Here is a 20694-nt window from a genome sequence, read left to right on the forward strand (position 1 = left end):
TATACTTATCCCCCCTTATTCGATAGCAAATCCTTAATGATATTTTTCAAATCCTTTCTTTCTCCGGAGATTACGAGTGTATCTCCTGCTTCAATGATGGAATCCGGTCCGGGTGTCAGCTGTTTAGACTGGTTCTTTTTAATAATGGCGATGATGGTGATTCCATAGTTGCTGCGGACGTCGATATCCCCGATGGACTGATTGACAGCAGCTGCTCCCGGCTCTACTTTAAACCATTCGATAATCAAATCATCGAACGCAAGCTCAATGTTTTCCATCGCTTTTGGCTTGTATGTCATCCCGCCGAGGATCGCTGCAATCTGCCTTGCTTCTGCATCATTCATTGTGATATTGGAGATGCTTTCTTCGTGATCATCATCATCATAATGATACATTTCACGCCGCCCGTCATCATGAATGATGACAACAATTTTGTCATTGTTCCTCGTTACCGCTTCAAATTTCCGCCCGATTCCCGGTAAATCGCCTTCTCGAATGTTCATGATATGAACCCCTTTCTTATTCCTCTAATTGAGTTTTTGCCTTGCGCATCAGCTGCTTAAATTTTTCGTCGCTGACGATGTCCTGAACCTTATGAAGGGACTCCAAATCTGCTTTTGTCATAATCACAAGCCCGTCTTCTTCAATAAAAGCCACTCTTTCCCCTTCATGCAGGTCAAGCGTCTCTCGAACATGCTTCGGGATCGTGATCTGCCCCTTCGAGCTCAGTTTAGAAAATTCCATGTTCATTCTCCTTGTTTTCTTGGTTTTCTAGGAATTCCTTACTTTCCTTACTTTTATTCTAACAGAAATTTGGAAAATTAGCTAATGATAAGTATGAAAAGGTGTGAACCAGGCTAAATTCCGCGGCAGGCCGGTTGCTTTCCGGCAAGTGTTGTGATGGCATAAAAAAACCCCCGGGATGCTTATACAGCGTCCCGGGGGAGGGGGGTCATGATGTTTTATCTGAACCTGGCTTTTTAGTCAGGTTCACGATACGTGTTCTTTCGGTACATAATTCGATTGTTTTTTCCGGGTCACGGCAGTGAAAAGCACAAGCGTGACAATAATCAGTCCGGATGCATACAAGTACAGGTTTGAAAGCCCGAGATTCGCAGCGAGCATGCCAAGGATATAAGAGCCAAAGGCAATGCCGATATCAAAAAATGTAAAGAATGTTGACGTTGCATGACCGCTTCTGGAAGGATGGGCTTTTTGAATAGCCAGTGTCTGGAAGCAGGGAACAAGTGAACCATAGCCGAGTCCGATCAGCGCGCCTGATGCAAGGAGCATCCATGAGGAGTCTGTAAAGCTGAGCATGAGCATCCCGGCAGCAAAAATGATGAAGGATGGAATCATGACAATCGCGGGCCCTCTTCGGTCGAATGCCCGCCCGACGAACGGTCTTGATAAAAGCATGACCACGGCGAACACGACGAAAAAGTAGCTCGCTGTGTGGGCAAGGCCAAGGCTTTTTGCATACAGGGAAATAAATGAAATAATCCCGGAGTATGAGAATGCAACCAGTCCGCCAATCAAGGCAATGGGGATGACGGTTTTTTCAAAAAGATCCGAAGCCGTGAATTTCCTTGCCGGTACTTTGACATGTTCGATTTTAATAAGAAAGCTGAACAGAACGCCTGCAACTGCCAGGATGGAAAAAATCATGAACAGCACAGTAAACGTGGTGAACTGAAGAAGGGTCAGGGCCAGGAATGGGCCGAAAACGACGGCAAGGTTCATGGACATTGCATGGTAGCCGAGTCCTTCCCCGCGGCGCTCTTTCGGTATAATGTCCGCAGCAATTGCACCGGTTGCGGTTGTAATCAGGCTGAATGAAATCCCGTGAATAAATCTGAGTACAAGCAGGCCTGTGAACTGATCCACCCAGACGTAGACGACTGTGGTGAGCATGAAAACAATCATTCCCACAATAAGACAAAGCTTTTTCCCGTACCGTTCGAGAAGTTTTCCCCATACAGGCCGGACAAGGATAGCGGAAAGCATGAACGCCGTAATGACCAGACCGGCTTCTGTGTTTGATCTATTTAAATCTTCAATGACATAGATAGGAAGAGCAGTGAGCAGTGCGTAGAACGTTAAGAAGATGAAGAAGTTGATCAGAAAATTGCTGATAAAGCTCTTCGTCCAAATGGGAGCCTTTGTTGCAGATGATGTCATGTTGTACCTCCTTTGATGATTTTATCTTATAGAAGAAACGGGTTTTTTCCTAATAGAATGACTTGCAGATTTAATTCCAGCTGCCGATTTTCCCGAGAAGGGAAGTAAGAGTGCGGCGGTCATTTTCGTTTAAATCCCGGAGCATTTCTTCCTCGAATGCTTTAATAGACTGTTTGATCTGTTCAAGCTTTTCATCCGCCAGAGGAGTAAGACTGACAATCTTCTCCCGTTTGTCCGCCCCCGGCTCTCTATTAATCCAGCCGCTCTCTTCTAATCTGGCAATCGTCCTTGTAACGGTAGGAGCTTCCACATTTAAATAACGCCAGATTTCAGTTTGGGACATCGGTCCGAACCGGTCGAGACAATATAGAACAGACCATTGTGAACTATATATTCCGTGTTCCTGGAGCCTGGAGTTGGATTCCTTTGTTAAATAGCGGACCGCCTGATGAAGATTATGGATAATGTTGCTAGTATCCTCCATTTTTTCACCTCTATTATTTACCTAAGTAAACATTTTATCGGCATTTTAGACGAAAATCAACAGAAATAGCCGAATAAGTGTGAAATAGTGAAAAAACTTATGGGTCAATTGGCGAGAAGTGGATAGATTCCCTGTGAAACTCTTTACAGGGAAGTCCTATCCTTTGAAACCATATTTTATTTCTGTTAGGGTTGTTTAGGAGCAAACACAAAGGGAGGAAAACGAATATGAAAGCCAAAGGTCTAGTATTAGTTTCAAGCCTTGCGATAGGAGCTCTTACATTTGCGGGGCAAACGAACACAGCGAGTGCAGCTGAAAATTATAAAGTACAACAAGGTGACTCTTATTATAAAATCGGACAAGAATACGGCGTTGCAATTGATGCGTTAAAAGAAGCAAACGGCCGTGCCGATAATATGATTTACACAGGTGAAACCCTTCAAATTCCTGTTGCCGGCGCAGTGGATGTAAAAGGTGCTGAGCAAGCAGTTTCAGATGAAGATAAAGATCTAATGGCCCGTCTTGTAGAAGCGGAAGCAAAAGGCGAATCGTATGAAGGAAAAGTAGCGGTAGCCACTGTAATCATGAACCGGGTGGAAAGCGACAAATTCCCGGATAACGTCAAAGATGTAATCTATGAAAACGGCCAATTTTCACCGGTAGCCAACGGAGCGATTAATAATCCGGCAAGCCAGGAGTCTAAAGATGCGGTAAATGAAGCCATCTCTTATTCCAGCATCAGCAAAGGCGCACTCTATTTCTATAATCCGGATAAGGCAGGCTCAAGCTTCCTTGATGGAAAAGAAGTGACGACAACAATCGGCAACCACGTATTTGCTAAATAAATAATAGTAAAAAAGGAGCGGACCCACTCAAGGGATCCGCTCCTTTTTCTTATTGCAGGCATCTAGGCAGGCATCGTGTTCATCAGAACGAGCACGGCTCCGGCAAGTGCGCCAATCCCGATGCCGTAAAGCAGCCACGCCATCCGTTTGTTTCCTCTTGGGGCGTTCTTCATCCGTACAACGGTCACAAGCCGAAAGGTCATCAATAGAAAGGCTGCAGCAGCAAATAAGATAATTCCATTCATATTCTATTCCTCCCCGCTCTCAAAGCTCATGTAAACTATGTACCCATTTCCCCATCTTTTCAAATACCATTTTACCGATAAATTTTTCCCGAAACAAAAGGGAAATTCATCCTCTTTGAAGCATTCTATGATTTACCATAAGAATTTTCACATAACCGCATTTCTTTTCGTTACAATGAGAGAAGAATATTTGATTGCTAGGTGGACGATTATGGAACCCTCCAAAAAAATTGCTTTGCGAATTGCACTGATCTATTTAATCATCGGTATTTTCTGGATTTTTCTCACAGACCATCTATCGTTGCTGATGGCCAAAAGGGATCTGGATCTATACGATTTTTTTCAGCGCAATAAGGGCTGGATCTATATTCTGCTGACCTGTATCGGACTGTATATTCTTGTTTACAGGCGGACAAAACGAATTTTCCTTTCAAAGGAAAAGCTTGAGCAAAAAGAAAAAGAGCTTGAGAGAAGCAATGAGCATTACCGCTCCCTATTCCATCATAATCCTGACGGGGTATTTGAGACGGATACGAAGGGCAGTCTGACCGCTCTTAATCCGGAGGGGGAACTGATTCTCAATTGCAAAGAGTCTTATATAAAGGGAAGAGATGCCCGGGAATTCATTATTCCTTCTGAATGGGAACGGGCCAGCGCCCTTTTTCAGCAAGTGCTCTCAGGTTCTCCTCAAAAGTTTGAACTGACAGTCCGCAACCGGCTAAAGCAGGAGCGCATTTTACGGTGTTCACTCCTTCCCATCATCATAAAAGGGGAAATACAGGGGGTATTCGGAATTGGCCGGGATATTACAGAATATAAGGCCAACGAAGAGCTCATGATTGCTGCCGAAAAGATGTCAGTGATCGGAGAACTTGCCGCATCTGTCGCGCATGAAATACGAAATCCGCTTACCTCATTAAAAGGATTTGTCCAGCTCATGTCCTCGACAAGATCAGTAGACGACCAGCACTTGGATATCATGATGTCAGAAATAGACAGGATCAACCTGATCTCCGGCGAAATGCTTGCTCTTGGGAAGAAGCAGGATGTCCTGTTCAGGCAGGAGAATGTAAGGTCCATCCTCAATCACGTGATGGTTCTCCTTGAAGGAGAGGCCCACATGAAAAACGTCATGGTCCGGTTTGAAGATGACAGCGGAGAGCCGCTCAGCATTTACTGTGATCAAAATCAGATTAAGCAAGTCTTCCTTAATCTCCTGAAAAATGCCATAGAAGCTATCCCTGAATGCGGAGAGATTGTCATCAGCCTTTCCCGCAGCAAGGAAAACGTGAGAATTCGCATTGAGGACGATGGAACCGGCATGGAAAAAGAACGGCTGGAAAAACTCGGAGAGCCCTTTTACTCAACGAAGGAAAGAGGCACCGGCCTTGGTCTCGCCGTCTGTTTCAGCATCGTCAAACGGCACAAAGGCTCCATCCATTTTAAAAGTACAGTGGGAATCGGTACAAGCGTCATCGTTGAATTCCCGTTTGTAAAATAAAAAGAGGCGGGGACAAAAGGTTTCCGGCTCATAAACAAGCACTGTTAAACTTGGCTGTTGATTTCCGCTGCAGGCGCTCAGCGACCAGCGGGGCGTGTGGCGAGCCTCCTCGCCGCTTTGCGACTGCGGGTCTCACCTTCCCGCTGCTCCCGCAGGAGTCTCACGCCTTCCGCTTCAATCAACAGAGTTTAAAAAATCAGCAACATGCTTTAACATAGCGAAAAAAAACCGAACGATTATTTGAAACTCTGGTATAGAGTTTCGTAATCGTTCGGTTTTATTGTTTTTCATGCTTTTTAAAAAAAATATTCGGCATAGGGACAATAATTTCAGTTATGTCCCAGCCCCTTTTTGCACCGTCACTTACGCAATGATTTTTAAACCGATCGTTGAACCCAGAATGAGGGCGATGAACAAAATCCGCTGCCAGTCTTTCGATTCCCCGTACAGAATCATGCCAAGCACCGCCCCGCCGGCGGCCCCGATCCCTGTCCAGATTGCGTAAGCCGTTCCCATCGGGAGTGATTTCATTGCGATGGAAAGAAGAGTAAAGCTCGCCATAAACGATACAGCCAGCAGAAGGATGTTGGCTGCACTGCGCTTCCTGGCTACTCTATTCAGAAGGACAACGCCCAGCATTTCAAATAATCCTGCAGCGACAATCACAAACCATGCCATTAACCAGTCTCTCCTTCCGGATCTTTTGTTACCGCCTTAAGCCCGATGACCCCAACAAGCAGCGTGCCAATCAGCATCATTTTCGCCAAGTCGAAAGGCTCGCTGAAAAACAGGATATCCGCCAAAATCGTACCAGCTGTCCCAAGTCCGACGAATACGGCATAGACCGTTCCGACCGGAAGCTTGGAACTTGCCACAATCATCACGGTAAAACTCACCGCAATGGCAACAACCGTTCCGCTCCATGAGAGCCAGTCATTTGCGTGTTTTAAACCGATTACCCATGCCACTTCAAACACAGAAGCAAGCACAACATATACCCAATAACGGTTCACTCTTATTCCTCCCTTGTAATACCGGACCAGAAAATATTCCATGAAGCATCCAGCCTTTTAAGCTGTCTTTCTTTACCGCCGTAAAGCATTTCCACAAACAGGCTGTCGAGCACTCCGAGAAAGGCAATCGCCGCCTGCTCGGGGTCAACCTGGATCGGGGAGGCTTTAAAAAGGGCGGTCAGCGCCTCTTCCAGCGCATCAAGATGTTTATATACCTGAACCATGACATCTTCATACAAATGACTTGGCGGGAAAAACGACATGCGCAGCCAGAATCGTGTTTCCGGTGCTTCCTCATATTTTTTCATATAATCAGTCAGAAACGGATAGAGCATATTTTTCAAGTTTGCCCCGCCGGCGCTTAAATAAGCAATGGCACGCTCCAGCTCGCGCTGAAATACATCCTCCGCCGCCTTCAGAAAAAGCTCATCCTTGCTTTTGAAATGAGAGTAAATGGATTGTTTTTTAATCCCGGCCTCCTCTGCAATAAGCGAAAGGGAAGCCCCCTCATATCCGTGCTCAGAAAAAATCAGCAATGCTTTTTGTTTCAGCTCTTCACCAGTCATGCATATCCTCTCCCTTACGACCGTTCGTAAGTAAATGTAGCACACCCGGTTTTTCCAGTCAAATCTCTCATAGGGACATGGCTTTTCCAATTGAATAATGCTATGATTTACAATGTTCATTTGAAAAAAATTAAGAGAAAAGGTGTTGAAGGAATGTCTCAGGAAACCGTCTTTATACAAACATTCCAGCCATTTATCCAGGAAACATGGAATCAGTCTGCTTTTGAAGCCCCGACCTCGATACAAGTTCAATCGGTCCAGCCGGTTATGGAAAATAAAGATATTTTAGCGAAATCACCGACAGGAAGCGGCAAGACGCTTGCTTATCTCCTGCCCGTCCTTGAACGGCTGAATGCTGCAGGAAAACAGCCGCAGGCCGTTATCCTCGCATCCTCCCATGAGCTCGTGATGCAAATCCATTCCGTCATCCAGGATTGGATAAAGGGAAGCGAACTAAGAACCGCATCCTTCATCGGAGGCGCCAATCCGAAGCGCCAGCTTGAAAAACTGAAGAAAAATCCGCATATCATCAGCGGAACACCTGGAAAGATCCACGAGCTGATTAAAATGAAAAAACTCAAAATGCATGAAGTCAAAACCATTGTGCTGGATGAAGGCGATCAGCTGCTCGTCCCTGAACATCTGAAAACGATCACCGAAGTCATCAAAAGCACCCAGCGCGACCGCCAGATTCTCCTTTATTCGGCAACCCTTTCTGCAAAAACAGAAGAATTGGCAGCGGAAATGATGAACGAACCTGTCAAAATCAGTGTAGACCGTGAACAGGCCATCAAAGCCGAAGTACGCCACCTCTACATTGTCAGCGAACAGCGCGACAAGCTGAAGGCATTGGAGAAAATCATGCGGGCTGCACCAGTTAAAACCCTCGCTTTCATGAAAGACATCGGCAGCGTCAATGTAGCGGCGGAAAAGCTTGCCTACGACCGCGTTCCTGTCAGCATTCTTCACAGTGAAAGCGGAAAAACCGACCGTGAAGCAGCCTTAAGAAAATTCCGGAAAGGCGAAACGCCGCTGCTCATTGCCACGGACGTCGCCGCAAGAGGCCTTGACATCCAAAACCTCCAGCAGGTCGTCCACCTCGACTTCCCGGAAGACATCGACCAATTCGTTCACCGCTCCGGCCGCACCGGCAGACTCGGTTCCACCGCAGCCGGAACCGTCATCTCCCTCGTCACCGAACGGGAAGAACGCGAATTGAAACAATATGCTAAAAAGCTCGGCATCGAGCTCGAACGCAACGTATTGTTCGGCGGAAATATTCTAAGTGAAGAAGAACGGCTGCGGAATGGCCGGAAGAGATAATTTGGGAGGACCCTTGCTTAAATAGCAGGGGTCTTTTTTTGAGGGGAAACGGGGCTGCTGGAGATTGTGCGGGGGTCTGGAGGGTGACCGTTTTTGGTGGAGGGGGAGGCGATTGACCGTTTCGGGGGTCTGACCCGCTCTCTGATAAAGGGTGAAAGCTCTGGCACCTTCTCTGTAAATCGCTGGGGCGCAAGGGATAGGGATGGATGATCTCCGTCCCCCGCTGCGGTGAAGGATGTGGGGACTGGCACGGTGCCAGTCCCGCATTTCTGCATCAGACTAAAGCTCCGGCACCGGATCTTCAAACCGTTGCGGCGCATGGGATGAAGAAGGCAGACCTCTGTCCCCCGATGCGTTAAAGCAGCTGGGGTCAGGCACAGGATGAGACTCTGTAAACAAACATCGCCGCTGCTCCAACAGGCGCGGGGGGATGTTTGTGTGCATGCATGTTTTGCACTGACCCCCGCTCAGCTAAAGCACTAAACCTCCGTCCCCCTCCTCGAAAACTGCAGGCGGCACAGGTGATACTGCTCTCAATGCTTGTTCCCCTTTTGCTTTAAAGGGCCGGGGGTCAGAGTCATGCACTGACCCCCGCCTAGCTAAAGCACTAAACCTCCGTCCCCGCCTCCATAAAAACAAGTGTTCACTCCGCCCCCGTCATCCTTTGCTCCATCCCCCGCCGCGGTACCGTATTGGGGGTCAGTGCACCCGCCAGGTCCCGCCAGACCCCGCCATCCAATCAGAAGCCAATTCTCCTCCCCCAGAAAAGCGCACCCATTCCCCACTGGCCGGTATCGATTCTCCGATTCCTTGCACCAACCCCAATTTCTGATAAACTGTAAGAAGGTTATTTTCGCACGCTTGGATGCGATTTATATAGAAAAAAAGGCAGGAGGTTTCTGCCTTGAAAGGATGTTGACATGAGTAAGACAGTGGTTTTGGCTGAAAAGCCTTCTGTTGCGAGGGATATTGCGCGGGTGCTGAAGGCGGATCGGAAAGGCAATGGTTATTTGGAGGGCGGACAGTATATTGTGACGTGGGCTCTTGGGCATTTGGTGACACTTGCGGATCCTGAGGCGTATGATCAGAAGTTCAAGACGTGGGATTTGAATGAGCTGCCGATTATGCCGGATCGTTTAAAGCTGACGGTCATTAAGCAGAGCAGCAGGCAGTTTAATGCGGTAAAGGCCGTTTTGAACCGGGGAGACGTGAAAGAGATTGTCATTGCAACCGATGCCGGGCGTGAAGGGGAGCTTGTCGCGCGCTGGATTCTGGAAAAGGCGAAGGTGAATAAGCCGCTGAAGCGTCTGTGGATTTCTTCTGTGACAGACCAGGCGATTCGCCAGGGATTCAAAAACCTGAAGGACGGAAAGGAATATGAGTTTCTCTATCATTCAGCCGTTGCCCGTTCTGAAGCGGATTGGTTCGTCGGGATCAACGCTACCCGCGCGCTGACGACGAAGTTTAATGCGCAGCTTTCCTGCGGACGTGTGCAAACGCCGACGCTTGCGATGATTGCCAAACGGGAAGAGGAAATCAGCCAGTTTAAGCCGAAGCCATTTTACGGCATTTCTGCATCGGCAAACAATGGCCTGAAGCTGACATGGCGCCACAAGAAGACGAACGAAACGAGAATGTTCGACAAAGCCGAGGCCGACAGCCTGCTGAAAAAGCTTCAGCATGAAGAGGCAGTTATAAAGGAAGTAAAAAGAACAAACAAAAAAAGCTTTGCCCCTGCACTGTATGATTTAACGGAACTGCAGAGGGATGCATATAAGCGTTTCGAGTACTCGGCGAAACAGACATTGTCCATTATGCAAAAGCTTTATGAACAGCATAAGGCTGTTACGTACCCGCGTACCGATTCGAGGTATTTGACATCGGATATGGCCGGGACGCTGATGGATCGTGTCAAAGCGGTTGAAGTTAAACCGTACGCGCCTTATGCGGCAGCCATTTTGAGAAAAGGTATCAAGGTCAGCAAGGCGTTTGTGGATGACGCGAAGGTTTCGGATCACCATGCAATCATCCCAACAGAAGAAACGCCGCTGCTGTCTTCGCTTACAAGTCAGGAGCGGAATATTTATGACCTGATTGTGAGACGGTTCCTTGCTGTTCTCTCTGATCCTTATGAATATGAACAAACGTCCATTACGGCCGTAATCGGCGGCGAAGAATTTACAGCGAAGGGGAACCGTGTTCTTTCCCTGGGCTGGAAAGAGGCGGCGGGAAAAGAGGCGGATGAGGAATCTGCTTCAGATGTTCCGCTTGTAAAAGAAGGAGACCGTTTGAATCCGAAGCTTGTTCAGACGGCTGGAGAAACAAAACCGCCTGAACGCTTTAATGAAGGAACGCTTCTTTCAGCGATGGAAAACCCGGCGAAATTTATGGCAGGGGAGAATAAAGAGTTAATCAAGACCATCGGGGAAACGGGAGGTCTTGGAACTGTTGCGACCCGTGCGGATATTATTGAAAAACTGTTCAGCTCATTTGTCATTGAGAAGCGGGGCCGTGACATTGCGGTCACATCGAAGGGCAAGCAGCTTCTCGGACTCGTTCCGGAAGAACTGAAGTCTCCCGTACTGACGGCTGAATGGGAGCAGAAGCTTGCGGCTATTGCGAAAGGCAAGCTTCCGAAGGACCGGTTTATTTCAGAAATGAAGACGTATGCCGGTCAGGTCGTTACAGACATAAAGAACAGCGGGCAAAAATTCAAGCACGACAATGTGACGGGAACAAAATGTCCGGATTGCGGCAAGCTGATGCTTGAAGTGAAAGGGAAAAAGGGCAAAATGCTTGTCTGTCAGGACCGGGAGTGCGGCAGCCGGAAAAACATTTCGAAGACGACAAATGCGCGCTGTCCAAAATGCCATAAGCGTCTTGAGCTCCGCGGAGAAGGAGAAGGCCAAATTTTCACGTGTGTGTGCGGCCACCGCGAGAAGCTTTCCACATTTAATGAACGGAAAAAGAAAGAGAAGAATCATAAAGTATCAAAAAAAGAAGTCGCCAACTATATGAAAAAACAAGATGATGATGATTTTTCCAATAATGCTTTAGCGGATGCGCTTGCCAAGCTGAAGCTCAAATAAAAACCAAAGGTTGATCTTAGTATGAGCATGTTATCGGTTGAAAATTTATATAAAACATACGGGGAAAAGGTGCTTTTCGACCACCTTTCTTTCTCCATATCAGAAAAGCAGCGCATCGGTTTGATTGGTGTGAACGGAACGGGGAAGTCAACGCTTCTGAAATATTTGGCAGGTCAGGAAACGGCAGAATCCGGTTCGATGACCCATGCCAACCAGTTTCACATTGAATATCTGCCTCAAGCATCGGATCTGAACGAGGAGTTAACGGTGCTTGACCAGATTTATTTCGGGGAGGCCGCGATTATGAGAGGGATGAGGGACTATGAAAAAGCCCTCGCCCTCCTTGAACAGGATCCTGCGGATGAAAAAAAGCAGGCTTCCCTCATGGCCATGCAGCAAACAGTCGATGAACTGAATGCGTGGGACGCCATTACGACAGCTAAAACCGTCCTGACCCGTCTTGGAATTACGAGCTTTACCAAAAAAATAAGCGAGCTTTCAGGCGGCCAGAAAAAACGGGTCGCCATCGCGAAGGCCCTGATTCAGCCTGCCAATCTACTGATTCTGGATGAGCCGACGAACCATCTTGACCAGGATACGATCGAGTGGCTTGAAGCGTTTCTTGCCCAGTACAAAGGCGCTTTTATTGTTGTGACGCATGACCGGTATTTCCTGAACCGGGTGACGAACCAGATTTTTGAGCTTGATAAAGGAAAACTGTATACGTACGAAGGCAACTATGAAATGTTTTTGGAGAAAAAAGCGGAGCGGGAAGAACAGGAAATTCAAAGTGAAGTAAAGCATCACAATACCCTGAGACGGGAACTTGCCTGGCTGCGCCGCGGGGCGAAGGCGAGAACGACGAAACAAAAGGCACGCATCCAGCGTGTGGAAGATATGAAAGAGCAAAAGTTTGATACAGCGAAGCATGATCTTCAGTTTGCCCTCGGAAGTACAAGGCTCGGGAAAAAGGTCATGGAGCTCACAGACGTAAGTAAGCAATTCGGAGATGTGCCGCTCGTAAAAGATTTCAGCTACCTGGTCGTTCCCGGTGACCGCCTTGGACTGATCGGTCCGAATGGAACGGGAAAAACCACCCTGCTGAATATGCTGGCAGGGAAAATCCAGCCGGACAGCGGAGTGATTGAAACGGGAGAGACTGTGAAAATCGGGTATTACACACAGGACCATTCCGATATGGATGAGAACCTTCGTATGATTGATTACATTAAAGAAACAGCGGAGATTGTCCATACCATCGATGGAACGGCGATAACCGCCGAGCAGATGCTGGAGCGTTTTCTATTCCCGAGATCGATGCAGTATACCTACATCCGCAAGCTATCCGGGGGGGAACGCCGCCGTCTTTACCTTTTAAATGTACTGATGCAGGAACCGAATGTTCTATTCCTGGATGAGCCGACAAACGATCTGGATACGCAGACGCTCAGCGTGCTGGAGGAATACCTGGATCATTTCCCGGGCGTCGTGATTACCGTATCCCATGACCGGTACTTTTTGGACCGGGTCATTGATCAGCTGTTCATCTTTAAAGGACACGGCCTGATCGAACGTTTTTACGGGAACTACACAGAGTATGTGGAAGAGCGGAAAATCCAGACGGCCGAGAAAAAAGCAGCTAAACCCGCTGAAACGGCAAAACCCGTGAAAGAAACGAGGAAAAAGCTTTCCTATAAGGAGCAGCAGGAATGGAACGGTCTGGAAGATCAAATTGCAGCATTGGAAGAAAAACTGAGTGAACTTCAGACCGGGATTGATCAGGCCGGAAGTGATTTCGGCAAAATTCAAAAGCTGATGCAGGAGCAAAAGGAAACGGAAGAGAAGCTCGAATACTCAATGGAGCGGTGGGAAGAGCTCTCCCTGATCCTTGAGGAAATTGACCAGGCTAAATCCTGACAAAAACCGCCGGATGATCCGGCGGTTTTTACTGTACTATGGACGGATTCTGCTGTAAAATTCTAGTCATACTCTATTTTTGTTTTGACCCTGGCAGAGGCACAATCATTGCTAAGAATTGTTGGAATCCGCCGTCAGAATACTTAATTTACCAGTCTGATCTATTCGTTTTTTTGAATAAAAAATGATAGGGTAGTAAATAGAACGAATCAGTAAGGGGTGAAACGATGAAACCTCCTGAGAAATTTGCACACAGTCTTCTTGAGGGAGATCATAAATCCGCGTGGGATATGATTCATCGTCAAATGAACGAAGGTGCAAGTACCCTTGATTTATTTGAGGGGCTAATAACAAAAGCAATGAGATATATAGGCGAACTGTGGGAGAATAATGAGGTAACCGTGGCGGATGAGCATTTGGCTACGTCGACCTGCGATTATATCCTGGCAAAATATCACTATCTTTTGAGAGAGAAAAATGGGAACCCTTCTTCAGATAAAAAGAAAGCTATGTTTTTGTGCGTGCAGGATGAAGACCATTACCTTGGTCTGAAAATGGTCCATATTTTATTCGAGGAAAATGGCTGGGAAACGAAGTTTATGGGTCCCAACCTGCCGCTTGAATATGCAGTATCTGCGGCTCAGAGCTGGCAGCCGCATGTAATCGGTCTGTCTTTTAGTTTGAGCTACCGTGCAGGGGTGCTTAAATATTATATTGAGAAGCTCGAGGCCATAGAAACCGAACCGACCGTGCTGCTTGGAGGCCGTCTTCTTGCTACCCATGATTTTACCCAATATGGTTCTGAACGGACATGCTTCGTCCCGTCTCTTTATCAGCTTGCTGACTGGTTCCATTTAGAGCAGTCCGGAGGAGGTCAAGTTGTCAAATAGCAAACATATGCCTTTGGCATACTTCTTAATCAACAGGCAATTCGAGATCCTTGAATGCTCTGATGAAGCCAGGGATCTTTTTTCATTTCAGGATGATTCATCAATTCTTGAACTTGCTGATAGTGAGAGCCGCCCAAAGGCTATGAAATTTTTGACGGGGGACGGAAAAAAAGAGGCGGAGCTTGCTCTGCTCACAAAAAGCGGGACACTCGCAACCTTTAAGCTTGCGGTTAAGTGGGATGGTGAAATCGGGCATTTAGTCTGTCACCCCCAGGATTTGCATATGGCAGAGCTCATCAGCAAAATCAGTGATCAGCAGAGACGCCTTGCCGAGACGGATTTGGAGCTGCTTTTCCAAAAAGAAGCGCTTGAAAAATCATTGGAGAAAATCACCGAACTGTCTGGACCTGCGATTACAATATCACCGAAGCTGGTGCTCATTCCTCTGTTTGGAAATTTGGAGGAAAACTTGATCAGCAGGAACCGGACTAGATTGCTGAACAGTCTTTTTGAAAAAGACTTTGAACATGCCATCTTAGATTTTCACGGGATCGGATCGCTGACAGGAGACGGACTGGAAGAACTCGGGAAACTGACGGCTGAATTCAGGCTCATGGGTGTGGAACCGATGTTTACAGGCCTTACACCTTCCCATGTGAAAGCGATGAACCAATCGGAAGCCGCTCTTGATGTCCTGTCTGTCAGTACCTTGCCAAAAGCCATTCAAACCTATTTTTCTTCCTAATAAAAGCCGCCGGTTTATAAACCGGCGGCTTTTTCGCTTTCTATTCAATATTTTGCCATTCCAGGTCAATAAAGTTCTGGGATGCAAGCTTTTCTAGCCTTTTTTCAAAAGTTTCAGAGATTGAGGCCGCTTCCTCAGACTTGGCAGAGAACTCTTGGTCCAGCCGGTTTTGTTCATCCTCCGTATCCGCTTCATAATAGGCTCTATCCAGTTTCATCGATTCTAAGTAGCTTTTCAGCGATTTCATGTACAATCGGTGAATATCCGCCAGCCGTTCAGAATCCGGCCGAAACGCTTCTACTTTTTGCAGAAAGCCGGGATAGTTTTTATAGGCCTTATCAAGGATGGCTATATATTCCTCTTCGGACATCTTTTCATTTTGATACGCATCCTCGTATTCACTGATAATCTTATACTCGGCTGTATTCCAATCGGTCACTTGATCAATATAGGAATCAATTTCTTTTTGCTCCGGGCTGCACGCTGTAAGGAGAAGCGCCCCCAGCATAAAAAGGAAAAGCATGATCAGTCGGTTCATCTATTGTCTCCCTCGTCTGTTTTAATTTAGATGGGGCGGTTAGCCGCCGGTTGAGGTATATTGAAACAGGGATCGTACCCTGTCACACTTAGTGCAGCTATGAGGGCGTTCCTTTTTCCTTGGGCGGGCGCATGAAAGAGTCTTCCGCCTTCCGCTTCAATCAACAGTGAATAAATTAGCTCTCTTAAACTTGGCTGTTGCTTTCCGCTGCAGGCGCTCAGCGACCAGCGGGGCGGGCGGTGAGCCTCCTCGCCGCTATGCGTCTGCGGGTTCTCACCTGTCCCGCTGCTCTAAGCAGGAGTCTCGCGCCTTCCACTTCAATCAACTAGTTTTAAAAATCAACATTAGGCTTTAACCGAGCCAATAAATTAAAAACCCCCGGAATGCTCTCGCAGCCTTCCGAGGGAATCCATTTCCATCCAATGTTTTATGATTAAAATACCTTCGTCGTCCAGCTTTCGCAGTTCCACACCTCTGTCGCCAGTCCCTGATAAAATTCAGGTTCATGGGAGATCATGAGGATGCTTCCTTTATAAGCAAGGAGGGCACGCTTTAATTCTTCCTTTGCATCTACGTCCAGGTGATTGGTCGGCTCATCGAGTACGAGAAGGTTGCTCTCCGTGTTCATCAATTTGCAGAAACGGACCTTTGCTTTTTCCCCTCCGCTCAGCACTTCAATTTTGCTTTCAATGTGCTTCGTCGTCAGGCCGCATTTGGCAAGGGCTGCACGGACTTCCGCCTGATTAAGAGAGGGGAATGCGTTCCATACTTCCTCTATGCACGTATTATAATTGCTTGTTTTCACTTCCTGCTCGAAATAGCCGATGTTGAGATAATCCCCGCGTTCCACTGCGCCTGACAGCGGTTTGATTTCTCCAAGGATGCTGCGGAGGAGGGTTGTTTTACCGATTCCGTTTGCACCGACAAGAGCGATCTTCTGTCCGCGTTCCATCCGGAGGTTAAGAGGGTTTGAGAGGGGCTCATTGTACCCGATCACCAAATCCTTCGTTTCGAAAATCACTTTTCCTGCTGCGCGGGACTCTTTGAAGTTGAACTGAGGCTTTGGTTTTTCCGCAGCAAGCTCAATGACATCCATTTTATCCAGCTTCTTTTGACGGGACATAGCCATATTACGTGTAGAAACGCGCGCTTTGTTCCGGGCAACGAAGTCCTTTAAATCGGCAATTTCGGCCTGCTGTTTTTTAAAGGCTGATTCAAGCTGCTGTTTTTTCACTTCATATACTTTCATGAAATCATGATAATCGCCGACATAGCGGTTCAGTTCCTGATTCTCCATATGATAGATCAGGTTGATTACGCTGTTCAAAAAGGGAATATCATGCGAAATCAGGATAAAAGCATTCTCATATTCCTGCAGATAGCGCTTCAGCCACTCAATGTGCTGTTCGTCCAAGTAGTTCGTCGGCTCATCAAGTAAAAGAATGTCCGGCTTTTCTAAAAGAAGCTTGGCGAGAAGGACTTTTGTCCGCTGGCCTCCGCTTAAATCCTGAACCTCACGCTCAAGGCCGATATCGGTCAGGCCCAGTCCGCGGGCAACCTCTTCCACCTTTGAATCAATGACATAAAAGTCATTATTCGTAAGGGTGTCCTGCAATACTCCTACATCCTCCAGAAGTTTTTCAAGCTCTTCCGGAGTGGCACTGCCCATTTTATCGTACATGCCGTTCATTTCAGCTTCGATATCAAACAAATACTGAAAAGCGCCTTGCAAAACCTGGCGCATCGTCTGGCCCTTTTCCAATTGAGTATGCTGATCCAGATAGCCGACACGCACTTTTTTGGACCATTCCACTTTTCCTTCATCCGGCTCAAGCTTTCCGGTAATGATGTTCATGAACGTGGATTTACCTTCCCCGTTCGCTCCGATCAATCCGATGTGCTCGCCCTTCAAAAGACGGAAGGAAACGTTGTTGAATATAGCCCGGTCACCAAAACCGTGGCTGAGATCTTTAACTGATAATACACTCATTTTATACACCTTTTCCTTTTATATAGGCTATGTTCAAGCATGGTGCTGTAACGCCTGTTGATTGGAGAGGAAAGAAATCGGCGGAAACGGAAATCAGCAGGCAGTTTACCCGTACTTGTATAGTCAAAATGATTAGATTTATGCTCACTCCATGATTATATCGAACCAGGCTGTTTAGTTAAAGAGAGAGGAGGAAGAAAAAGAAAGAGAATTTCCGGAAAGAATGAAGGGGAATGCCGTTGCAATTTGATTATTTCCCGGGAAAAACTGCGGTAATTCATGTGTAATTTAGCGATTCAAGGCTGGATGGCTGACATCATGCTGTATTTCCTGATAATTTAAAGGAAAAACAAAAAAGGGGCTAAAACATGTCAAATAAAAAAGAAATCCGCGAAAAGGTATGGAGCCTTTTAGAAGAAGAGAAGCTCGGCAGGTTTCCGTTTCCTCTCAAGGGAAGAATTCCAAATGTGAAAGGGGCAGAAAAAGCCGCGGCGTTCGTTGTGCAGATGCCAGAATATAAACAGGCAAAGGTCGTCAAAGTGAATCCTGACGCGCCTCAGCTGCCATTGAGGGCACAGGTGCTGAAAGACGGGAAAACTCTTCTGGTGCCGACGCCGAGGCTGAAAGCAGGGTTTATCCAGGTGAAACCGGAATGGGTGCCGGCAGGGGAAGAACGAAGAGCAGCCAGTTTAAGTCATATAAAGGACTATGGAAAGCTATTGCCGTTATCAGAGATGCCGCAAATCGACCTGATTGTCGTCGGGTCTGTTGCGATGACCTCAGATGGCAGACGGCTCGGAAAGGGAGAAGGCTATGCCGACAGGGAATATGCCATCATAAGAGAACTTGGCAATCCGGAGGTCCCGGTCGTGACAACCGTCAACAGCCGGCAGGTTGTAGAGGATGATATTCCGGTGGAAGAATTTGATTTAACGGCGGATTGGATTGCAACAGAGGAAGGGCTGTTTAAGACAGGCTCGAATGTCAGGAAGCCTGAGGGCATTGTATGGAGCCGGGTTACAGAGGAAGAGCTTCATGAAATGCCGGTGCTGCAGGAAATCAAAGAATGGACGAAACATAAAAAAAATCCCCTTTAAGCCTTTATGCTTAAAGGGGATTTCTTCGTGATCAGATTTTCGCATAAAGCGGATCGGTCACTTTAACGAGCTGTTTCCCAAGGTTAGAGCCTTTGAACAGACCAAGGAATGCCTCCGGAATGTTTTCAAAGCCTTCGACGATGGTTTCTTCATATTTCAGGCTGCCATTCTGCACCCATGCTCCCAGCTCATGGGAGCCTTCTTCAAAGCGGTCTGCGTAGTCTCCGACAACAAACCCTTTCATCAAAGCACTTGATTTGATGAGCTTCGTTTGAACGCGGGGACCTAAATCTTCCCCGGCTTTATTATAAGAGGAGATGGCTCCGCAGATTGGAACACGCGCAAATTTGTTCAACAGGCTGTATACGGCATCGGAAATTTCACCGCCGACGTTGTCGAAATACACATCGACTCCATTTGGACACGCTTTTTCAAGCGCTTTTTCAACATCATCGGTTTTGTAATTAATGGTTTCATCGAACCCGATTTCTTTCAGGTACTTAATTTTGTCATCGGAGCCTGCAATTCCAACGACGCGGGCGCCTTTAATCTTTGCAATTTGACCGACAATGGAACCGACGGCCCCTGCAGCACCGGAGACAACGACGGTTTCGCCTTCCTGAGGCTGTCCGATATGAAGAAGCCCGAAATAGGCTGTCAGTCCGGGCATCCCTAAAACGCCAAGCGCAGTCGTGATCGGTGCCACATTCGGATCAATTTTGCGGACAGCTTTTGCCGGAACTGCGGAATATTCCTGCCAGCCAAGCATGCCGACAATGGTGTCTCCGCGTTTAAAGTCAGGAGAATTCGACTGAACGATTTCGCCGACAGCTCCTCCATGAATGACTTCATTAAGAGGGAAAGGCTCTACGTACGATTTCGTATCCTGCATTCTGCCCCTCATATAAGGGTCTACAGATAGGTAAAGGGTGCGGACGAGCACTTCTCCTTCTTTCGGTTCGGGGACATTGGTTTCAGTAAAGCGGAATGTGCTTGCATCCGGCATTCCGTTCGGACGCTGTGCAAGCTGGATTTGCTTTTGAGTTGTTTTTTCCATTGTCAATTCCTCCTTGAATTCGCGTATCTATATTTACCCTATCATCATGCACAAGCTTGTTCAAAGAATACACCTTGAAAAAGGCATATTCATTTTGGCGTGCAGGAAAGTTTCAGGGTAAAGTGGAAAAAGGGAGGGATTGAATGTGAAAATTGTCATTGTTGGTGCCGGCCTTTCAGGTTTAACGGCCGCAGCGGTATTAAAAGAAAATGGTCTGACAGATGTAACCCTGATTGATAAAGGGAGAAGTCCGGGCGGAAGGCTTGCTACACGGAGAATCGGCGGCGGAAGAGCAGATCATGGAGCGCAGTTTTTTACCGTAAGGACAGATGAACTGAAAAAAAGAACAGCTCAATGGCTGGAAGCCGGGTGGATAAAAGAATGGTACGCGGATCCATATCCCCGATATACCGGTACGGAAGGGATGAACAGTCTGGCAAAAAAACTGGCGGCCGATCTTGATGTGAGAACGGACATGAAGATTGTCCGCGTGGAGGAGGTGCCCGGAGGATTTCAGCTATTCTCTGAAAAAGGGGAAAGCATCCAAAGCGCTGCAGTCCTACTGACCATTCCAGCCCCGCAGGCAGCTGAACTGCTGAATGCAAGCTCAATACCCGGTGCGAAGGAGCTTGAGGAGATAAAATTTAATCCGTGCCTGGCTGCTTTAGTGACAGTGAAAGAGAAAAGCAGCATTGGCGATCACGGGCATCTTGACCGCTCGCTGCCGGACGGGATCGAAAGAATGGCCGATCAGTCCGCAAAAGGAATTTCACCTGTGCCGATTACAGTCATTTATATGACGGGTGAATGGTCGAAAGAGCATTTTGAAATGGCGGACGATGAAATTTTATCGCTGATTTTAAAGAAGGCAGAAGCGTATATAGGCGAAGGAAATGTGGAAGCAGTTCAGCTGAAGAAATGGCGGTATGCTGAAGCAGTAAAGCCTTATCAACACCCTTTTCTGGATTTGAATCAGAAGCATCCTTTCCTTATAGCAGGAGATGCCTTCTTGAAAGAAAACGATCCGGCCGGGCGGACAAGGTTCGAAAGCGCGTATCTGTCAGGGACAGCGGCAGGAGAAGAACTGGTTCGAAGAATGAGAGACAGTATATAAATCAAACGTTTGTTTAAGTCCCTGGGCACAGCCATTCACGCAGACAGCCCCGCTGGAATGGGCTGAAAAGAGAAAGAAAACCGTGCTTAAGCCATTGTG

The 20694-nt window shown here is 47.3% G+C and carries 20 protein-coding genes; 9 read left to right on the forward strand and 11 right to left on the reverse strand.

The features are described 5' to 3' along the window. Window positions 1–5: 5 nt before the first annotated feature. The 4 genes from CEF21_RS04480 to CEF21_RS04495 all read right to left on the reverse strand — a co-directional run bounded on the left by CEF21_RS04480 (window position 6) and on the right by CEF21_RS04495 (window position 2665). On the reverse strand, window positions 6–503 hold the full coding sequence (locus CEF21_RS04480; RefSeq protein WP_123913625.1) for a cation:proton antiporter regulatory subunit: 498 nt from the start codon (window positions 501–503) through the stop codon (window positions 6–8). A 16-nt stretch (window positions 504–519) separates the two neighbouring features. After that, complete coding sequence (locus CEF21_RS04485; protein WP_123913627.1) at window positions 520–744, reverse strand: AbrB/MazE/SpoVT family DNA-binding domain-containing protein; 225 nt, start codon at window positions 742–744, stop codon at window positions 520–522. 246 nt (window positions 745–990) lie between these two features. Next, window positions 991–2181, reverse strand: a complete 1191-nt coding sequence (locus CEF21_RS04490) for an MFS transporter (protein ID WP_123913629.1) — start codon at window positions 2179–2181, stop codon at window positions 991–993. Between the two features lie 70 nt (window positions 2182–2251). Next, window positions 2252–2665: a MarR family winged helix-turn-helix transcriptional regulator gene (locus CEF21_RS04495; RefSeq protein WP_123913631.1), complete on the reverse strand. Its 414-nt coding sequence runs from the start codon at window positions 2663–2665 to the stop codon at window positions 2252–2254. Between the two features lie 227 nt (window positions 2666–2892). On the opposite strand from CEF21_RS04495, the gene CEF21_RS04500 reads away from it, so the two are divergent. Then, window positions 2893–3510, forward strand: a complete 618-nt coding sequence (locus CEF21_RS04500) for a cell wall hydrolase (RefSeq protein WP_123913633.1) — start codon at window positions 2893–2895, stop codon at window positions 3508–3510. Between the two features lie 62 nt (window positions 3511–3572). Here CEF21_RS04500 and CEF21_RS04505 read toward each other — a convergent pair whose 3' ends face one another. Further along, a complete protein-coding gene (locus CEF21_RS04505; RefSeq protein WP_123913635.1) occupies window positions 3573–3755 on the reverse strand; it encodes a hypothetical protein in 183 nt (60 codons plus the stop codon). 211 nt (window positions 3756–3966) lie between these two features. On the opposite strand from CEF21_RS04505, the gene CEF21_RS04510 reads away from it, so the two are divergent. Continuing rightward, complete coding sequence (locus CEF21_RS04510; RefSeq protein WP_241156763.1) at window positions 3967–5256, forward strand: ATP-binding protein; 1290 nt, start codon at window positions 3967–3969, stop codon at window positions 5254–5256. 363 nt (window positions 5257–5619) lie between these two features. Here CEF21_RS04510 and CEF21_RS04515 read toward each other — a convergent pair whose 3' ends face one another. The 3 genes from CEF21_RS04515 to CEF21_RS04525 are packed head-to-tail and all read right to left on the reverse strand — an operon-like array spanning window position 5620 to window position 6835. Next, window positions 5620–5934 carry a DMT family transporter gene (locus CEF21_RS04515; RefSeq protein ID WP_123913637.1) on the reverse strand — a complete coding sequence of 105 codons (315 nt, stop codon included), beginning with the start codon at window positions 5932–5934 and terminating at the stop codon, window positions 5620–5622. Next, window positions 5934–6269, reverse strand: coding sequence for a DMT family transporter (locus CEF21_RS04520; RefSeq protein ID WP_241156764.1), 336 nt, complete (start codon window positions 6267–6269; stop codon window positions 5934–5936). The genes CEF21_RS04515 and CEF21_RS04520 overlap by 1 nt, the downstream gene beginning before the upstream one ends. Window positions 6270–6271: 2 nt before the next feature. Next, entirely contained in the window at window positions 6272–6835 is a 564-nt protein-coding gene (locus tag CEF21_RS04525; RefSeq protein ID WP_123913641.1) for a TetR/AcrR family transcriptional regulator, read from the reverse strand. A 153-nt stretch (window positions 6836–6988) separates the two neighbouring features. On the opposite strand from CEF21_RS04525, the gene CEF21_RS04530 reads away from it, so the two are divergent. The 5 genes from CEF21_RS04530 to CEF21_RS04550 all read left to right on the forward strand — a co-directional run bounded on the left by CEF21_RS04530 (window position 6989) and on the right by CEF21_RS04550 (window position 14799). Next, a complete protein-coding gene (locus tag CEF21_RS04530; protein ID WP_123913643.1) occupies window positions 6989–8158 on the forward strand; it encodes a DEAD/DEAH box helicase in 1170 nt (389 codons plus the stop codon). A 920-nt stretch (window positions 8159–9078) separates the two neighbouring features. Further along, window positions 9079–11247: a DNA topoisomerase III gene (locus CEF21_RS04535; RefSeq protein ID WP_123913645.1), complete on the forward strand. Its 2169-nt coding sequence runs from the start codon at window positions 9079–9081 to the stop codon at window positions 11245–11247. Window positions 11248–11268: 21 nt separating this feature from the next. Further along, complete coding sequence (locus CEF21_RS04540) at window positions 11269–13164, forward strand: ABC-F family ATP-binding cassette domain-containing protein (protein ID WP_123913647.1); 1896 nt, start codon at window positions 11269–11271, stop codon at window positions 13162–13164. A gap of 227 nt (window positions 13165–13391) precedes the next feature. Next, window positions 13392–14054, forward strand: coding sequence for a cobalamin B12-binding domain-containing protein (locus CEF21_RS04545; protein WP_123913649.1), 663 nt, complete (start codon window positions 13392–13394; stop codon window positions 14052–14054). After that, on the forward strand, window positions 14044–14799 hold the full coding sequence (locus tag CEF21_RS04550; protein WP_123913651.1) for an STAS domain-containing protein: 756 nt from the start codon (window positions 14044–14046) through the stop codon (window positions 14797–14799). Before CEF21_RS04545 ends, CEF21_RS04550 begins: the two co-directional genes overlap by 11 nt. 40 nt (window positions 14800–14839) lie before the next feature. On the opposite strand, the gene CEF21_RS04555 is transcribed toward CEF21_RS04550, so the two are convergent. Together CEF21_RS04555 and CEF21_RS04560 are read right to left on the reverse strand one after the other, a co-directional pair. Beyond that, entirely contained in the window at window positions 14840–15337 is a 498-nt protein-coding gene (locus tag CEF21_RS04555) for a hypothetical protein (protein WP_123913653.1), read from the reverse strand. A 433-nt stretch (window positions 15338–15770) separates the two neighbouring features. Continuing rightward, the gene (locus CEF21_RS04560) at window positions 15771–17327 is read right to left on the reverse strand and encodes an ABC-F family ATP-binding cassette domain-containing protein (RefSeq protein ID WP_123913655.1); all 1557 of its coding nucleotides are present in this window, start codon (window positions 17325–17327) and stop codon (window positions 15771–15773) included. A 368-nt stretch (window positions 17328–17695) separates the two neighbouring features. On the opposite strand from CEF21_RS04560, the gene CEF21_RS04565 reads away from it, so the two are divergent. Beyond that, window positions 17696–18424 carry a 5-formyltetrahydrofolate cyclo-ligase gene (locus CEF21_RS04565; RefSeq protein ID WP_123913657.1) on the forward strand — a complete coding sequence of 243 codons (729 nt, stop codon included), beginning with the start codon at window positions 17696–17698 and terminating at the stop codon, window positions 18422–18424. Window positions 18425–18455: 31 nt separating this feature from the next. On the opposite strand, the gene CEF21_RS04570 is transcribed toward CEF21_RS04565, so the two are convergent. Continuing rightward, a complete protein-coding gene (locus CEF21_RS04570; RefSeq protein ID WP_123913659.1) occupies window positions 18456–19481 on the reverse strand; it encodes an NADP-dependent oxidoreductase in 1026 nt (341 codons plus the stop codon). 145 nt (window positions 19482–19626) lie between these two features. On the opposite strand from CEF21_RS04570, the gene CEF21_RS04575 reads away from it, so the two are divergent. Then, window positions 19627–20595 (forward strand): NAD(P)/FAD-dependent oxidoreductase, encoded by a 969-nt coding sequence (locus tag CEF21_RS04575; protein WP_164462077.1) that lies wholly within the window; start codon window positions 19627–19629, stop codon window positions 20593–20595. Window positions 20596–20694 lie beyond the last annotated feature (99 nt).

It is taken from the genome of Bacillus sp. FJAT-42376 (genome assembly GCF_003816055.1).
GTDB lineage: Bacteria > Bacillota > Bacilli > Bacillales > Bacillaceae > Metabacillus_B.

What these genes read in the sequence shown, in the direction of transcription:
- CEF21_RS04480 (WP_123913625.1), bottom strand. Translation starts at nt 503, where the DNA reads ATGAACATTCGAGAAGGCGATTTACCGGGAATCGGGCGGAAATTTGAA.
- CEF21_RS04485 (WP_123913627.1), bottom strand. Translation starts at nt 744, where the DNA reads ATGGAATTTTCTAAACTGAGCTCGAAGGGGCAGATCACGATCCCGAAG.
- CEF21_RS04490 (WP_123913629.1), bottom strand. Translation starts at nt 2,181, where the DNA reads ATGACATCATCTGCAACAAAGGCTCCCATTTGGACGAAGAGCTTTATC.
- CEF21_RS04495 (WP_123913631.1), bottom strand. Translation starts at nt 2,665, where the DNA reads ATGGAGGATACTAGCAACATTATCCATAATCTTCATCAGGCGGTCCGC.
- CEF21_RS04500 (WP_123913633.1), top strand. Translation starts at nt 2,893, where the DNA reads ATGAAAGCCAAAGGTCTAGTATTAGTTTCAAGCCTTGCGATAGGAGCT.
- CEF21_RS04505 (WP_123913635.1), bottom strand. Translation starts at nt 3,755, where the DNA reads ATGAATGGAATTATCTTATTTGCTGCTGCAGCCTTTCTATTGATGACC.
- CEF21_RS04510 (WP_241156763.1), top strand. Translation starts at nt 3,967, where the DNA reads ATGGAACCCTCCAAAAAAATTGCTTTGCGAATTGCACTGATCTATTTA.
- CEF21_RS04515 (WP_123913637.1), bottom strand. Translation starts at nt 5,934, where the DNA reads ATGGCATGGTTTGTGATTGTCGCTGCAGGATTATTTGAAATGCTGGGC.
- CEF21_RS04525 (WP_123913641.1), bottom strand. Translation starts at nt 6,835, where the DNA reads ATGACTGGTGAAGAGCTGAAACAAAAAGCATTGCTGATTTTTTCTGAG.
- CEF21_RS04530 (WP_123913643.1), top strand. Translation starts at nt 6,989, where the DNA reads ATGTCTCAGGAAACCGTCTTTATACAAACATTCCAGCCATTTATCCAG.
- CEF21_RS04535 (WP_123913645.1), top strand. Translation starts at nt 9,079, where the DNA reads ATGAGTAAGACAGTGGTTTTGGCTGAAAAGCCTTCTGTTGCGAGGGAT.
- CEF21_RS04540 (WP_123913647.1), top strand. Translation starts at nt 11,269, where the DNA reads ATGAGCATGTTATCGGTTGAAAATTTATATAAAACATACGGGGAAAAG.
- CEF21_RS04545 (WP_123913649.1), top strand. Translation starts at nt 13,392, where the DNA reads ATGAAACCTCCTGAGAAATTTGCACACAGTCTTCTTGAGGGAGATCAT.
- CEF21_RS04555 (WP_123913653.1), bottom strand. Translation starts at nt 15,337, where the DNA reads ATGAACCGACTGATCATGCTTTTCCTTTTTATGCTGGGGGCGCTTCTC.
- CEF21_RS04560 (WP_123913655.1), bottom strand. Translation starts at nt 17,327, where the DNA reads ATGAGTGTATTATCAGTTAAAGATCTCAGCCACGGTTTTGGTGACCGG.
- CEF21_RS04565 (WP_123913657.1), top strand. Translation starts at nt 17,696, where the DNA reads ATGTCAAATAAAAAAGAAATCCGCGAAAAGGTATGGAGCCTTTTAGAA.
- CEF21_RS04570 (WP_123913659.1), bottom strand. Translation starts at nt 19,481, where the DNA reads ATGGAAAAAACAACTCAAAAGCAAATCCAGCTTGCACAGCGTCCGAAC.